At 45.7% G+C, this 13,567-nt stretch carries 14 protein-coding genes; 3 read left to right on the top strand and 11 right to left on the bottom strand.

The genetic code is table 11. The features are described from left to right. Positions 1 to 3: 3 nt before the first annotated feature. The 6 genes from UJ203_RS18695 to lrpC form a co-directional block, all read right to left on the bottom strand. A complete protein-coding gene (locus tag UJ203_RS18695; RefSeq protein ID WP_268426858.1) occupies positions 4 to 1,266 on the bottom strand; it encodes a glycosyltransferase family 2 protein in 1,263 nt (420 codons plus the stop codon). Next, complete coding sequence (locus UJ203_RS18690) at positions 1,259 to 2,983, bottom strand: DUF2334 domain-containing protein (protein WP_322013156.1); 1,725 nt, start codon at positions 2,981 to 2,983, stop codon at positions 1,259 to 1,261. Before UJ203_RS18690 ends, UJ203_RS18695 begins: the two co-directional genes overlap by 8 nt. Then, positions 2,973 to 3,824 (bottom strand): diguanylate cyclase domain-containing protein, encoded by an 852-nt coding sequence (locus UJ203_RS18685; protein ID WP_059291930.1) that lies wholly within the window; start codon positions 3,822 to 3,824, stop codon positions 2,973 to 2,975. Before UJ203_RS18685 ends, UJ203_RS18690 begins: the two co-directional genes overlap by 11 nt. Beyond that, on the bottom strand, positions 3,805 to 4,899 hold the full coding sequence (locus UJ203_RS18680; RefSeq protein ID WP_322013154.1) for a lipoprotein YdaJ: 1,095 nt from the start codon (positions 4,897 to 4,899) through the stop codon (positions 3,805 to 3,807). Before UJ203_RS18680 ends, UJ203_RS18685 begins: the two co-directional genes overlap by 20 nt. Before the next feature lie 194 nt (positions 4,900 to 5,093). Next, entirely contained in the window at positions 5,094 to 7,277 is a 2,184-nt protein-coding gene (locus tag UJ203_RS18675; RefSeq protein WP_322013152.1) for a DNA topoisomerase III, read from the bottom strand. 64 nt (positions 7,278 to 7,341) lie between these two features. Further along, positions 7,342 to 7,776, bottom strand: coding sequence for a transcriptional regulator LrpC (gene lrpC / locus UJ203_RS18670; RefSeq protein ID WP_010333071.1), 435 nt, complete (start codon positions 7,774 to 7,776; stop codon positions 7,342 to 7,344). A 182-nt stretch (positions 7,777 to 7,958) separates the two neighbouring features. Between lrpC and UJ203_RS18665 the strand changes: the two genes are divergently transcribed. Together UJ203_RS18665 and UJ203_RS18660 are read left to right on the top strand one after the other, a co-directional pair. After that, a complete protein-coding gene (locus UJ203_RS18665; RefSeq protein ID WP_010333070.1) occupies positions 7,959 to 8,249 on the top strand; it encodes a DUF3817 domain-containing protein in 291 nt (96 codons plus the stop codon). 124 nt (positions 8,250 to 8,373) lie between these two features. After that, entirely contained in the window at positions 8,374 to 8,811 is a 438-nt protein-coding gene (locus UJ203_RS18660; RefSeq protein WP_105955181.1) for a carboxymuconolactone decarboxylase family protein, read from the top strand. 38 nt (positions 8,812 to 8,849) lie between these two features. On the opposite strand, the gene amj is transcribed toward UJ203_RS18660, so the two are convergent. The 5 genes from amj to UJ203_RS18635 form a co-directional block, all read right to left on the bottom strand. After that, a complete protein-coding gene (amj, locus tag UJ203_RS18655; protein WP_322013146.1) occupies positions 8,850 to 9,659 on the bottom strand; it encodes a lipid II flippase Amj in 810 nt (269 codons plus the stop codon). A 511-nt stretch (positions 9,660 to 10,170) separates the two neighbouring features. Further along, on the bottom strand, positions 10,171 to 10,593 hold the full coding sequence (locus UJ203_RS18650; RefSeq protein ID WP_024120258.1) for a pyridoxamine 5'-phosphate oxidase family protein: 423 nt from the start codon (positions 10,591 to 10,593) through the stop codon (positions 10,171 to 10,173). A gap of 77 nt (positions 10,594 to 10,670) precedes the next feature. Next, entirely contained in the window at positions 10,671 to 11,222 is a 552-nt protein-coding gene (locus tag UJ203_RS18645) for a GNAT family protein (RefSeq protein ID WP_322013144.1), read from the bottom strand. Positions 11,223 to 11,312: 90 nt separating this feature from the next. Further along, positions 11,313 to 11,816, bottom strand: coding sequence for a D-lyxose ketol-isomerase (gene lyxE / locus UJ203_RS18640; protein ID WP_105955184.1), 504 nt, complete (start codon positions 11,814 to 11,816; stop codon positions 11,313 to 11,315). Between the two features lie 14 nt (positions 11,817 to 11,830). After that, positions 11,831 to 12,691, bottom strand: a complete 861-nt coding sequence (locus UJ203_RS18635) for an SDR family oxidoreductase (RefSeq protein ID WP_322013141.1) — start codon at positions 12,689 to 12,691, stop codon at positions 11,831 to 11,833. A 152-nt stretch (positions 12,692 to 12,843) separates the two neighbouring features. Between UJ203_RS18635 and UJ203_RS18630 the strand changes: the two genes are divergently transcribed. Beyond that, positions 12,844 to 13,440, top strand: a complete 597-nt coding sequence (locus tag UJ203_RS18630; RefSeq protein WP_322013139.1) for a class I SAM-dependent methyltransferase — start codon at positions 12,844 to 12,846, stop codon at positions 13,438 to 13,440. Positions 13,441 to 13,567 lie beyond the last annotated feature (127 nt).

The following is a 13,567-nucleotide window of genomic DNA, read 5'->3' as shown; positions in this document are numbered from 1 at the left end:
AGGTCACCCGCTTTTATGTTGATTGTATCGTTCTGTTTTGTACCATTTGACCTCTTGCTTGAATAAACGGTGCTTGATTTCTACGAATAAAGAATAGATCACGAGCACAATCCATGCCTGCGAGTACGTAAAGTACATAAGGAATACGATAAAGAAGTTTTGCCTGTTCATTTCTGTTTTTTCGATGCTTAACGTAATCATGACCTCCGTCATAAATAAGAAAAATGCCAAAATCCAAAGGATCATTGCCAAAAACCCGACCGACAAATGCAAATCATAAAACAGATTGACCACAAATATCGTGTTTGACATGATCACGCCAAAGAAAAACAGGAAATACGTAAAGAAAAAGTAAAACAAGTCAAAGATTATCCGTTTTCGTTTCAGTTTGAAAAACTGCGCCAAAAACTTCAGGACGACATATTGGTTGCCGCGCGCCCATCTCGTCCGCTGGCGCCACCACACCTTCCACGTTTCCGGCTCCTGCTCCCAAGTAATAGCTGCCGGGAAAAAGCGGATGTGATAGCCGAGGTTATACACCCGGATGGTCAGCTCGGTATCTTCAGCCAGCGCTTTATCATCCCAGCCCCCGAGCTTTTCAATAATGCTTCTGCGGATCGCGAAATTGGTTCCGGGAATGGTAGCGATTTTGAACCACTTCCATCTGCCTCCCTGCGCCATCCACTGAAAACAGATCGTTTCAATATTGATAAACTTCGTCAGCAGCGTTTTTGCCGCATTGATGACGCGGAATTTCCCCACCACTGCGCCTGCCTTCTCGTCATTCATCAGACCGAGAACAAGATAATACACGGCCATTTTTTCAGGCGTGTTGTCGGCGTCATATACACAAATGACATCGCCTTTCGATTCAGCAAAACCAGAGTTGAGCGCCGAGGATTTGCCTTTTCCGGCGTTAGGCGGTTTTGTGATCACCATTTTGATAAAATCGTATTTCTCGGAAAATTCATTGACGATATCACCCGTCCGGTCTGAAGAATTATCGTTTACCACAATAATCTCCAGCCGGTCCTTCGGATAATAAAGATTCACCATTGCCTTCAGCGTCTGCCGAATGACCACTTCTTCATTATGGGCCGGGATGAGCACACTGACCTTCGGCAATTCCTTCATATTTTCTCTCCACTTCGGAATGTTCCGCTCGAAGGTCATGTAGTGGCGGAATCCGCCCTGCATGAGAAACATGTGATAGAGAAGCATCACCCATATTAAACTTAGCGAGATAAAGAACAGCGTATTACCCAAGGCTTCTTCTCTCCTTAAACATTCGTTTTTTCAATGTGGCTCTTAAGTAAAACGTATAGCTGACAAACATCACGACAAACAAGAGCACAACGGCGGAGAGAATCCATAACGCCTTTTCCAGCGGGGTTTGCCGATGGTGGTCGAAAAACTCGCCAATGGCACTTACATTGTTTTTTACGTGAACCGTTCCGTCACCGCTTGTATGGATTTCCACTTTGTCCGTTTTGACAGTTTGCTGCGTTTTCTTCAAATCAAGCCATTCACTGTCCGGAATGCGTTCCATCTGGTCAACGAGCTCCGGCAAATATTTCATCCCGAGATACGGGTGATAAAACCCTCCGGCCACTCCGCCTTCAAAATCAATCATCTGGGAAATGTGTTCCGCCATATCGCCGAGCGGGTTTTGCTTTGATGTATCGACAAAACCGATTGTTTCCGGATACAGTGTCATCCCATGCAGCATAGCTGGTTTGGTCAAAAAAGGGGATGCGCCGGAAGTCTTCCATGTTGTATCGCTGAGCTGCACCTGCCCGAAAATGCTTGAGAAATACTGTGAAGCCATTTGATAGCCGTACTCAGACATCGTATAGTGCGGAGCTTCAAATGCCAGCGGATAAAGCCCTGCCGAGGTTAAATCCTCAATGGCGTGCGTCAGCTTTTGCCTTGTATATGTTTCTTCCTTTTCCTGAAACGGCTTCAAATAGCTCTTATAGGCCTGTTCGTTCGGAAAAGCCTGTTCCTTTTCCAAAATGGACGGGGTGTCATCGGCATTTTCCGAAGTGATCGGCTGGTCCGCCTTGGCATCCCAAAATTCGAAGCCCTCTCCTGTTTCACTGTGGCGATAGGCGTGTGTGTAGCCGTGAACAATGATACTGCCGCCCATGCTTTGCAGTTTTTTCAATACCTTGATCATCTTCGGTTTATCAGACAAATACACTTTATCGCCTGTTTCCGGATTCAGATACACCGGAATGACTGACAGGATAAAAGGCACATGTCTCTTGTACAGATATGTACCGGCTTGGAGCAGCAATGTTTCATCAGACATCGGGCTGATATCCTCCAGCCGCAAATATAAAAGCGCGGTTCCGGCCTTCTCTCCAAATGCTGATCGAAGCTCTTTCGCCACAATCAGATTGTCATTTAACAGATTGGTTAAGCCGATGTACACATTTGATTTATCCGTTTTCCATATAAACGGACTCGTTTTGCCGTCATCAGATTTAAAGGTATACAGCCCCTTTCCTTTCAGGCCTGATACGCTCAGCACGTTAAGCCCGCTCTCTAAGGAGACATCGTTTTTTTCCGTGCTGCTGTGAATCTGATAGACATGTTCTTTTCGGGTTAAGGAAAGACCGGAAAATTGGCTGATTTGTCCGGCGTTATAGCCGATGGCGACGACGGGTTTTTTTACGCCGCTGATAAGAGACACCAGTTTTCTGCTAAGCTTTCTTTTCGTTTGCCCGTAATAGATGACATGTTCTTTGCCTTTCACATCAGATGCTGTAACATCCGAATCTTTTCTGACCGTGACATGAGTTGCAAAATGGCCGGCCAATAAATCGAGCATTTTGACTTGAGGCGACTCTTTGCCGTCCAAGGTTGAATAGATGATGAGAATGCCGGAATCCTGCCCCTTCGCTTGGACAGAAATAGGCATAGAAGCAATAGCTGTCAGCATCAGAACGCAGAGTAGTGTTATTCTTTTAAAGTTCATTCATCATCATCTCGTTTTCCAGTTCTTCTAAAAATTGATCAGCCGTCCTTATATCTCTTCGATAAGGTAAATAACAGACATGGAACGTAAGCGACACATACTTTCCGTTTGTCAGCTGATACGTGTCCAGCTGTTTTTTCAGCTTTGTCAGGACGGCCGGCATATGTTCAGCCGGCGTGTGTGTCAGCACAATGCCGAAGCGCTCGTCAGAGGGGCGGAATTTTTTATCCGTTTCCCGGACGCTCGACCTGATTTGCCGGCTGACGAATTGAAAGAGAAGGTCGGTCTCTTTCTCCCCGTACAAAGACTTAAATTCCTTGAAATAATGCATATGAAGCAGCAAAAAGACAAAGGAATTGCCGTAGCGCTCCGCCCGTTTGATTTCCTCTGACAGTTCCAGTTTCATTCTTTGCTTATTATCAAAGCCCGTCACTCTATCGACAGCCACGAAGCTTTTGATTTCAGATTGAAGACGTTTGACTGAACGGCGCAGCTCTGCTGCGATATCATGGATTCTTCCTGATATAAAGGAAAACAGCAAAAGCGCAATTCCCCACACGATAAGCATGCGCAGCCCGTCTTCGGCCGAAAACATCACAGCCTGTCCAGTCTGAAAAAACATCATGAGCGTGCCGAGAACAAAGAGAACGATTAAGGTGACCGCCAGCGCGTAAATCGGACCGAACCAAATGCCGGCCCCGATCACGACAAATGTGATGCAAATGATCAGAAAGCCCTCCGACTGCTCGGCGGACACATAAAAAATAAACAGAGACAGGGCTGCGATGAGCCCTGAAAGATAAGCATATAATTTTTGTGATTCATTGAATGATCGTTTCATTAAAAAGCTTCCTTTCGGCTAACAGCGGCAGCAGATTGTCGAACGAGTGCGTGTCGGAGCCGCTCATGTAACCCCCATAATACGGTTTCGCCGGGTCAAGAATTTCAAAGTCATTCATTCTATCATAAATCGCTTTGATGACCGAGCTGTCTTCATGCTGTTTTGTTAAAAATAAAGCAGCTAACGCGTATACGGACGGCGACTCATATTGGACGGCAGGCTCCTTCGTATCTGCCGAATATCGTCCGTACAGCTTTCCGTTTGCCTGAAATTCCTTTTTGACCCACTCTGCTATCACAGCGGCTTTTTCATCCCCTTCCGGCAAATGCCACGCGGCGTACAGCTGGTCAATGACGTTTACTTCACTGTCATATTTGTACTGCTTCGACTCTGCGCTGTACGTCTTTGGCAGGAAACCATTCTTTAAAGGGGCTAGATAGAGAACATCGGCATTTCGCTGTTCTGTTTCTTCGTCTATGATTCCATACTTTTTCAAAACAGCTAGTGCATCGGGCATGACATACGAAAGCGTCACGTCCTTTGAAGCGGCATGAGAGGCTGAATCGTAAAAGTCTGTAAACATCCCGTTGTACATGTTGTATGTCTTTAAAGCCGTGCCGATATCACGGGCTGTTTTTTCATATTGGCTGCTCCCCCAAAGAGCAGCTGCCTGATCGAGAGACACCATGATTCTCATATCATCAATCAGCGCGTTTGTCCCGCTCGCTTGACCGTTTTGTATTTTCCATGTCACCAACTGATGATTCAAAAGAAAAGAATCCGTCAGATGCTGATATTGCTCCTGAAAATGCGAGGCGTCTTGTCTGCTGACCAAAAACTCCATCCACAGGCCAATCGATTCTGATAAATAGGAGGGCTGATCTGAGAAATCCGTTTTGATAAGCCCCTGGTCATTCATAAGATTGTGATAGATGAAATACTCCGCCGGCTGAAGCGGGCGGGTATTCATATCTGCCTCAGACTGATATAGGGTTTTATTCCCAGCTTCAGCACACCCTGCGGAAAGTCCGATAGATAAGCAAAATAAGATAGCAGCGACCAACACATGCCGCACAGGCAAATCCCCCTTTGTGTCCGAAGCGAATCAGACGCACCAATATATCACGAAATTATTACTGCCATGTTACAAATTATATTAACTATAAAAGAAAAAAACGAAGATTACTAGCTTTTTTTTCCCTTTTTGAACTTTCAAAAAACAGGACCTAAGTCCAATAAAAAACCTGTGCGAATCGCACAGGTTTCTTTTTATTGATCCAAACCGAGTTTCTTCAGCTGTTCCGCCAGCGCATTGTTAATCGGTTCGTCTTTATTTTGTTTTTTCATATAAGAAGAGACGTCCCGCTTTGTAGCGCGCCCTTTGTCTTTGTTTTTCCGTTTTTCAAATACAGAAAGCTTCTCACGGTGCCCGCAAACACACGCGAAGGTCTGGCCTTCTCCTTGGCCGCGAAGCTCCATTCTTTTATGGCAGTTCGGGCAGCGCGCGTTTGTTTTTCTGGCGATCGTTTTTCTGCTTCCGCATTCCCGGTCCTGGCACACGAGCATGGTGCCGCGTTTGCCGTTTACCTTCAGCATCATTTTGCCGCACTCCGGACATGCTGTTCCCGTGATGTTATCATGTCTGAAGGTTTGGCTGCTGTTTTTGATTTCTGTTACCGTTTGCTTAGCATAAGCCTTCATGTCTTTAATAAAGACAGCGGATTTTAATTTTCCGGCCGCAATGGCGGACAGCTTTTGTTCCCACTCTGCCGTTAAAGCCGGTGATTTCAAATCCTCAGGAACGAGCTGCAGGAGCTGTTTTCCTTTTGAGGTGATAAAAATGTCTTTTTCTTTTTTCTCAATTAAAAAGCTGTTGAACAGTTTTTCGATAATATCGGCACGCGTTGCAACCGTGCCGAGACCCCCTGTTTCACCGAGCGTTTTGACAAGGTCTTTTTCTTCTCCCTGCATAAAGGCGCTTGGGTTCTCCATAGCTGACAGCAACGTCCCTTCATTAAAACGGGCCGGCGGTTTGGTTTGACCGCTTGTTTCAGTTAATGTGCGGACAGTAAGCGAGGCGCCTTTTTGCAGAGCCGGCAGCGTCTGATCTCTGTCGTCCTCCTGCTCGTCATCCTCGTCAGCCATATCATAAACAGCTTTCCAGCCTTGTAACTGTACGGTTTTTCCCTTCGCCGTAAAGGTTTCTCCGCTGATTTCTGCCATGACCTTTGTTTCTTCATATTCGAAAGCCGGCATCAGCACAGCTAAGAAACGTTTGGCAATCAGGTCATACAGCTTGCGTTCTTTATCGCTGAGACTGCTGAGAACAAGCGGCTCTTCAGTCGGGATAATCGCATGGTGGTCTGACACCTTAGCATCATTGACGTAGCCTTTGTGCGATTTGATGCCGCGCTTTTTAATTTGAGTGACATATTGGGCATACGGTTTCACTTCCATGCCCGCCAGCCGGTCTTTTAAGGTTGGGACAATGTCACTGGATAAAAACCGTGAGTCTGTCCGCGGATATGTGACAAGCTTGTGCTGCTCATACAGCTTCTGCAGAACTGAGAGCGTTTCTTTGGCGGAAAATCCGAAGCGTTTGTGGGCGTCCCGCTGGAGTTCCGTCAAGTCGTAAAGCGCAGGAGCAAAGCTTTTTTTCGCTGTTTTTTTCAGTTCAGCGACCACCGCCTGTTTTCCATCAAGTTCTTTTAGCAAACGGCTTGTCACGCCTTGATCGAATGTTCTCGTCTGCTTCGATTTTTTGTCCTGCCACGTCAGCGTCATTCCATCGACTGCTGCGCGAATGCCGTAATACGGAACAGGCTTAAAGGCTTGGATGTCCGCCTCGCGCTTGGCAATCATGGCTAGCGTCGGCGTCTGCACACGTCCGCATGAAAGCTGGGCATTGAATTTTGTGGTGAGCGCACGGGTCGCGTTAATGCCGACAATCCAATCCGCTTCTGCTCTGGCAACGGCTGAGTGGTACAGATTTTCATACTCTTTGCCGCTGCGCAGCTTTTGAAAACCTTCCTTGATCGCTTTGTCCGTTACAGATGAAATCCACAGCCGTTTGATCGGTTTACGGACGTTCGCTTTTTCAATGATCCAGCGTGCGACGAGCTCACCTTCCCGGCCGGCATCAGTGGCGATGACGATCTGATTGACATCTTTGCGGGTAAGCTGCGCTTTTACCGCATTGAACTGCTTTCCGGTTTTTTTGATAACAACAAGCTTTAGCGGTTCGGGGATAATCGGCAGATCCTCAAGCCGCCATGATTGAAATTCTTTTCCGTAGCCTTCCGGATCAGCAAGTGTCACCAAATGGCCTAAAGCCCATGTGACAATATATTGATCTCCTTCGAGATAACCGTTCCCTTTTTTATGGCACTTCAGCACCCGGGCCAAATCGCGGCCGACTGAAGGTTTTTCAGCTAATACAACTGTTTTTGACATGCTTGATCACTTCTCTTTCTTTCACGCTCATCCTTTTATTATAACAGACTTGAACAAGCACTCTCTAACCGCGCCCGTTTTTCGTGTCAATTTCTGAGAAAATGACGTGAGTGACGGTTTGGGCGTAAGGCGTTGTTTTGTTGATGAAAGCTTCTACTGCTTCAAGGCTCTCCGCGTTGATTTTCAGTATATAGCAGGCCGCTCCCGCAATCCGGTAGCAAAATTCAATATTCGGCAGCGTTTGAATGTAGCTTTTGAATCGATCGTAATCCCCGTTTTTGACGGTTGCCTCGACAATACAGGAAACCGGAAGGCCAAGTTTTTTCTGATCAACCTCCAGCGTATATTGCTTAATGATGCCAAACGATTCCAGCTGTCTCACACGTTCGGTGACCGATGGCGGGGACAGCTTAATTTTCCTTCCTAACTCCCTCATGGACAAACGGCTGTCTTTTTTCAGTTCCGCAATGATATTCAAATCAATTTGGTCAAGTTTCATATCAACATCCTTCTTTTATTTTTGTTCACATTATCTCGGGAATTTGTGTAAATGACAAGACTGAGGCCCAAGATAGAATTTTTAAATATGAATGTTTTCCGAACATTTTCTCAAACTTGTCATATATGCCCGCCGGATTGTTTATAGTATAGATGAAAACGTGTCCACAAGGAGGGCGATTTATGCTGCAAACGCCGATCGGAAGACTTCGCACGATGGGTTTTATTGAAGGAATGTCACTCTTAATCCTGCTTTTCGTCGCCATGCCGCTCAAATATTGGGCAGGCCTTTCGCTTGCGGTAACAATTGTCGGTTCTGTTCACGGCGGATTGTTTATTTTGTATTTGCTTGTGTTGGCCTATGTGACGTTCTCTGTGAAATGGTCGCTGAAATGGTCAGCCGCCGGTTTCGTCGCCGCATTCGTCCCATTTGGAAACTTTTTGTACGACCGCGGATTAAGAAACTTTAAATAAACGATAAAGCGGCATGTTGTGCGCCGCACTGTTAAGAAAACAGCTTGGATCTGCTTCAGGCTGCTTTCTTTTTTTAACCCCATCATCATGTCATAATGATACAGCAGTGAAAGGAGATGGAATGATGACCAAAAGGATTCCCTACGACCAAATAGCACCTGATGGGTTACATATCATGATGAATATGGAGGCATACACGAAAACATCCGGCATTAACCGGACAACAAGAGAGCTAATGAAAATAAGAGCATCACAATTAAACGGCTGCGCCTACTGCATTAACATTCATACGAAAGATGCCCGAAAAATGGGAGAAACCGAACAGCGTATTTACGGATTAAACGCTTGGGAAGAGTGCAGTTTTTATACACCTGAAGAAAAAGCAGCATTATTGCTGACGGAGCATGTCACTTTTATTTCTAACAAACGTGTGCCTGATGATGTTTATCAGGAGGTGCGTAAATTTTATAATGAAAAAGAATATGTTGATTTAATCCTCATCATTAATCAGATTAACAGCTGGAACCGAATCGCCATCTCTATGGGCAACATCGCCGAATAAATAAAAAGCTGACCTTTTACAGGGTCAGCTTTTCGCTATCAAAACCATTTTGTCAGCCACGCGATATAATATGCGCCAGGGATAAACATAAGCTGGGCAAGAAGTGTGCCCGCCACCCTTGACGTCACCATTGTCACAGAGGTCCATTTCAAATAAATATAGCTTCGTTTTCCTTTTGCCACATCATCGGCAAGAACAGACACTTTCGGATCAACAAAAATGGCCAGCAGCATCGTCGCAATCCCGTTGATTAAACCTGATGCCATAACCGCCGTCGTGCTCCGCTCGGGTGCAAGCAGCCCTGCGTACAATGCGGAGAGCACGCCAATTGTATAAATGGACGTGATCAGCATGTTGATGACAAACAGCCGTTTTGGAATCAAGCGCATGTGAAATCCCTTCAAATACGAAGCAGACGGCAGACGCAAATAGGAGCAGGCATTTTTACATCCATTCTTAGAAAATCCTTTCCGAAAGACTTGTAAAACGGAGCCGCCCCCGCCCGCCAAGTGGATAATCGCACGTGAAAACAGGGCGACAAACGACGGGAGCAGGATAATGCCCACAATAGTCCCAACCGTCGAGCCAAAGATCAGGAACCGGAACTGCTCGCCTACGAGCGCCAGCGCGTTTTTTCCGGCATCATCAATTAAGCGCCCCGTGAAGGGCTGCTGCACCATGTTCGACATTCTTGACACGATTACCATGACATTAAACAAGGAAAGCGCGGATGCGATAAACCCTACCCGGGCCCCCGAAAGCCTTGTGGCATAGGCAAGGGTCTCTATTGAATGAATCAATAACAAAAAACAGAAAATAAAAGCGACTTGTGTTGTAATGACATGCACGGTATTCTTTCCTCCAGTTTCATCCTAGTGATAAGACTGAAGGAAACAACGAGAAGTTTCATGTGTGATTTGTTTTTTTCACAATAAAAAACCGCCGGCTTACGCCGAGCGGTTTGTCTTATTCTTTTCTATACGCAAATAAAGATTATATTATCCGCCGACTCGGGCGGGTTCGATTCATGTAGCATTGTTCCGAAGAATCATTCTGGAAAGTAAACACCATGGAAATTTCTTGAACACAAGACAACGAAAGCCCTACCTCTCAATCGTCACTGCGGCTCCGAAGCCGCGCCGGTGTGAATTGTAAAACAAAAAAGTCTTTTTTCCATCTCATCGTTAGGGGCGATTTGTTATGAAGGAAAAGAATAAGGGCAGCTGGTTTGCTGCTTGTGAAGCGGTAAAAGCTTCTCTCTCAAAACAGAAAAAAGAAGTTTACTTTCTTTTTTATTTGCTTATTTTTCTTGCTTAGCTATTCATGATAACATATCGCCCCTGCAAATACAAACTTTTATTATAATTCGAGTGAGACTGGTGTTTTCTCTCCCGCATTCATTAGCCTGATATCTTCCGGTTCGATTTCAAGAATCACCAGGTTCGGGTCATCCTTGCCGTCGAACCAGCGCTCCAATTTAGAACTCCAGATTTTGTCTTTCAATTCTGATGAATTGTTTATTTTTGCTTTTCCTGTGACTTCGACATACGCATCGCCAAAGCCTTCACAATCATAGCCTAATAAAATGTGCACATTAGGGTTATTCTCAATTTCTTCAGCTTTATGAGTTTCTTTGCTTGTCGGTGTATAAATCGTCAGCCCGTCATGGAAGAAAGTCATGTAGCGGGAATGCGGTTTGCCCTTTTGAACCGTTGCGAGCGAACCTACTTTATGGTGATCTAGAACATCAAGCACTTTTTGTTTAATATCTTGCTGATTCATCTCGAATCACTCCTTTTTAACGTCTCCGCTGTTACTTTTCCACATCTGGGAACGATTTAAACAAGAAAATGCGCTCTTTATTTTTCTGCTTCCCATTCACGCTTTAACAGACTGTAATAGACGAGGTCGTGGAACTTGCCTTTGATGAATATGCCTTCCCTTGCTGTTCTTTCCTCTTGAAAGCCGAGACGCTCCGGGATCGCTCTGCTTTTGTGATTTCCGGCAGCCGCGCAGATGGCAACCCGATTCAATTCCAGGTCCTGAAAAGCATATGTGATGAGTGCCCGGCAGGCGGCAGTGATAATGCCTTTTCCTTCGTATTCCCCGTCAATCCAATAGCCAATCTCCGCTTTTTTATTCACTTGGTCAAGGTTATGCAGGCCAATCATGCCGCACAAGCTGCCGTCATACAGAATCCCCGCTTCGATTCCGTTCAGGTCAGCATACTGACGCCGCCAATCGGGAATGAGGGTTTCCCTGTACGTTTCGGCATCACTTGGATTTTCAGCCCAGAATAGCCATTGGCTGATTCGCTGTTGGTTCTCATGAATGATCGCTGCCAGCCGATGCGCATCCTTTGGCTCCAATAACCGGATGGTAATGTGCTCGTTTACACTGCAGGTGAACATCTCCCTCGCCCTCTTTCCTTTTTTACCCATTATAACGATGTTTCCGTTTTTTTCAATATAAAAAAAGGATGGGCTTTTTAAGCCTCATCCTTAAATTCTAGGGTCGGTAAAGATATCGTGTTTGTCTGTGCTAGTCGAAGACATTTCCGTTACGACTGCGCCTTCCTCCCCGGCCTGGAACCAATGCTTCGTGTTCGGCGGAATTGTATATTGCCCGCCGGGTTCAAGCTCGATCTCATGCCAGACTGTATAGTATTCTCTATCCTCTTGAGGAGGAAGAACCTTTGGAAGCTGCGTTTTTTCTCCTTCCACATAAAGATACACTTTTCCGTAGCGGCAGCGGAAGGTCTCCTGCTTGCCTTCCTGCCCGTCAACCGGCGGATGGCGATGCTCCGGGCAAGTCTGTCCCGGAAACAGCACCAGTTCCTTTGAACAATAACGGTCTGTATTCACATAGACAAAGAGCTGGAGCCCGGCTTTTCGTTCTTTTCCCAAGCCGTAGTCCATGAGCTGAATTTGTTCTACTTCATCATCCGTTAAGACAATACCGGCTTTTTGATAGTAGCTGTTTACTTCTTCTTTCGTGATGCTCATTTCCTCACTCCCTTTTACGTCGTCACAAAGTCTCCGCCGTTTACATGCAGCGTTTGTCCTGTCATATAGGATGATTCATCTGATGCCAGCAGCACATAGCAGCCGACATGCTCAACAGGCTGACCCGGACGGCCCATCGGCGTATTTTGCCCAAATTGAGCGACTGTATCTTCCGAAAATGTAGACGGAATTAACGGCGTCCAAATTGGTCCCGGCGCTACCGCATTTACACGGATGCCGTCTTTAACAAGTGCCTGCGCCATTGTTCTTGTAAAGGCATTGATCGCGCCTTTCGTTGCCGTATAATCAATCAGCATCGGATTACCGCGATAAGGGTTAATGGAAGTCGTATTGATGATCGCGCTGCCTGGTTTCATATAATCAATTGCTTTTTTAGTTAAATAAAATTGTGAATAAAAGTTTGTTTTGAATGTGCGGTGAAGCTGTTCGCTTGAAATATCTTTGATGCTTTTCTTCGGATGCTGCTCACCGGCATTGTTTACAAGGATATCCAGACGGCCGAGCTCATTGACTGTTTTTTCAACCGCTTCATTACAGAACTCCTCTTCGCCTACATCTCCGGAGATTAAGAGACATTTCACGCCTTCTTGTTCCACGCGTTTTTTTGTATCTTCAGCATCACCCTGCTCATCCTTATATATAATGGCGATGTCAGCGCCTTCCTTTGCGTAAGCGACAGATACCGCACGTCCGATTCCGCTGTCACCGCCTGTAATGAGTGCGACTTTTCCTTTTAATTTATCCGCACCTTTATAATGCTCGTACTCATATACCGGACTTGGATTCATTTCGCTTTCGATTCCCGGCTGGCGATTTTGGGTTTGTGCCGGCAGTTCTTTCGGATAGTTTGCCATGATGATTCTCCTCCTTTGTTTTTCATGTCTATTTGTTGTGTACCTCGTGCATACTCTGGGTAAACATGGATGAACACCTTCGGAATGCTTTATCAGAAAAATGTTTCACATGAAACGCAAGGAGGAAAATGATGTGAAAAGGAGGTTGCTGAATGATTAACATGCTTTCTAAAAAATTCAGCAGACCGAAGGGGATGTTCGGCATACTTGCCGGATACATCATGGCTGCTGAAAATAAAACACTGAATCAGTGGACAATAGATCAGCTTGGCTTAACACGCGGAGACCGCATTCTAGAAGTCGGTTTTGGACCGGGATACTGCATGAAGCAGATGCTGAAACGCGAAAAGAGTGTGCATATCCATGGGATTGATGTATCAGAAACTATGCTGAAGCTGGCTGCACACAGATTAAAAACAGACCGTGTTCGCCTGATACAGGGCAGCATTGAAACGTTCCCCCTCCCCGCCGCGTATTACGATAAAGTCATTTCCGTTAACAACTACACAATTTGGAAAGACCAGCAAGAAGGCATCAAACAGATTTTTCAAGCATTAAAATCCGGCGGCAAAGCAGCCATTACGATGCAGCCCCGGGAAGCAGATGCCGGTCCCGAGAAAACTGAATCGTTCGGTAAACAGATGCTCGCTGACCTGAAAGCGGCAGGCTTCAAAGGCATTGATATCCAATATAAAGACATTAAACCTGAGCTTTCAGTCTGTGCATCCGCAAAAAAGCCCGTCACATAAAGGGACTGACCCCATAAGATGAGACAAATAAAAAACACCTTCAAGTTTGAAAACGGATAGTTGTTATCCTTAAATAAGACTTGGAGGTGTTTTTTGTATGGGAACAAGAATGAGTTATCCGGTTGAA

The sequence above is a fragment of the Bacillus sp. V26 genome (assembly GCF_034296245.1).
Classification (GTDB): Bacteria; Bacillota; Bacilli; order Bacillales; family Bacillaceae; genus Bacillus; species Bacillus halotolerans.
This window is presented reverse-complemented; position numbering and strand designations above follow the sequence as displayed.

Bases quoted from the DNA above. Each gene is read 5' to 3' on its own strand.
- lrpC (WP_010333071.1), bottom strand. From the start codon at position 7,776: ATGAAACTTGACCAAATTGATTTGAATATCATTGCGGAACTGAAAAAA.
- UJ203_RS18635 (WP_322013141.1), bottom strand. From the start codon at position 12,691: ATGGCAAACTATCCGAAAGAACTGCCGGCACAAACCCAAAATCGCCAG.
- UJ203_RS18690 (WP_322013156.1), bottom strand. From the start codon at position 2,983: ATGAACTTTAAAAGAATAACACTACTCTGCGTTCTGATGCTGACAGCT.
- lyxE (WP_105955184.1), bottom strand. From the start codon at position 11,816: ATGAGCATCACGAAAGAAGAAGTAAACAGCTACTATCAAAAAGCCGGT.
- UJ203_RS18650 (WP_024120258.1), bottom strand. From the start codon at position 10,593: ATGAATCAGCAAGATATTAAACAAAAAGTGCTTGATGTTCTAGATCAC.
- UJ203_RS18685 (WP_059291930.1), bottom strand. From the start codon at position 3,824: ATGAAACGATCATTCAATGAATCACAAAAATTATATGCTTATCTTTCA.
- UJ203_RS18675 (WP_322013152.1), bottom strand. From the start codon at position 7,277: ATGTCAAAAACAGTTGTATTAGCTGAAAAACCTTCAGTCGGCCGCGAT.
- UJ203_RS18645 (WP_322013144.1), bottom strand. From the start codon at position 11,222: ATGTTCACCTGCAGTGTAAACGAGCACATTACCATCCGGTTATTGGAG.
- UJ203_RS18630 (WP_322013139.1), top strand. From the start codon at position 12,844: ATGATTAACATGCTTTCTAAAAAATTCAGCAGACCGAAGGGGATGTTC.
- UJ203_RS18660 (WP_105955181.1), top strand. From the start codon at position 8,374: ATGACCAAAAGGATTCCCTACGACCAAATAGCACCTGATGGGTTACAT.
- UJ203_RS18665 (WP_010333070.1), top strand. From the start codon at position 7,959: ATGCTGCAAACGCCGATCGGAAGACTTCGCACGATGGGTTTTATTGAA.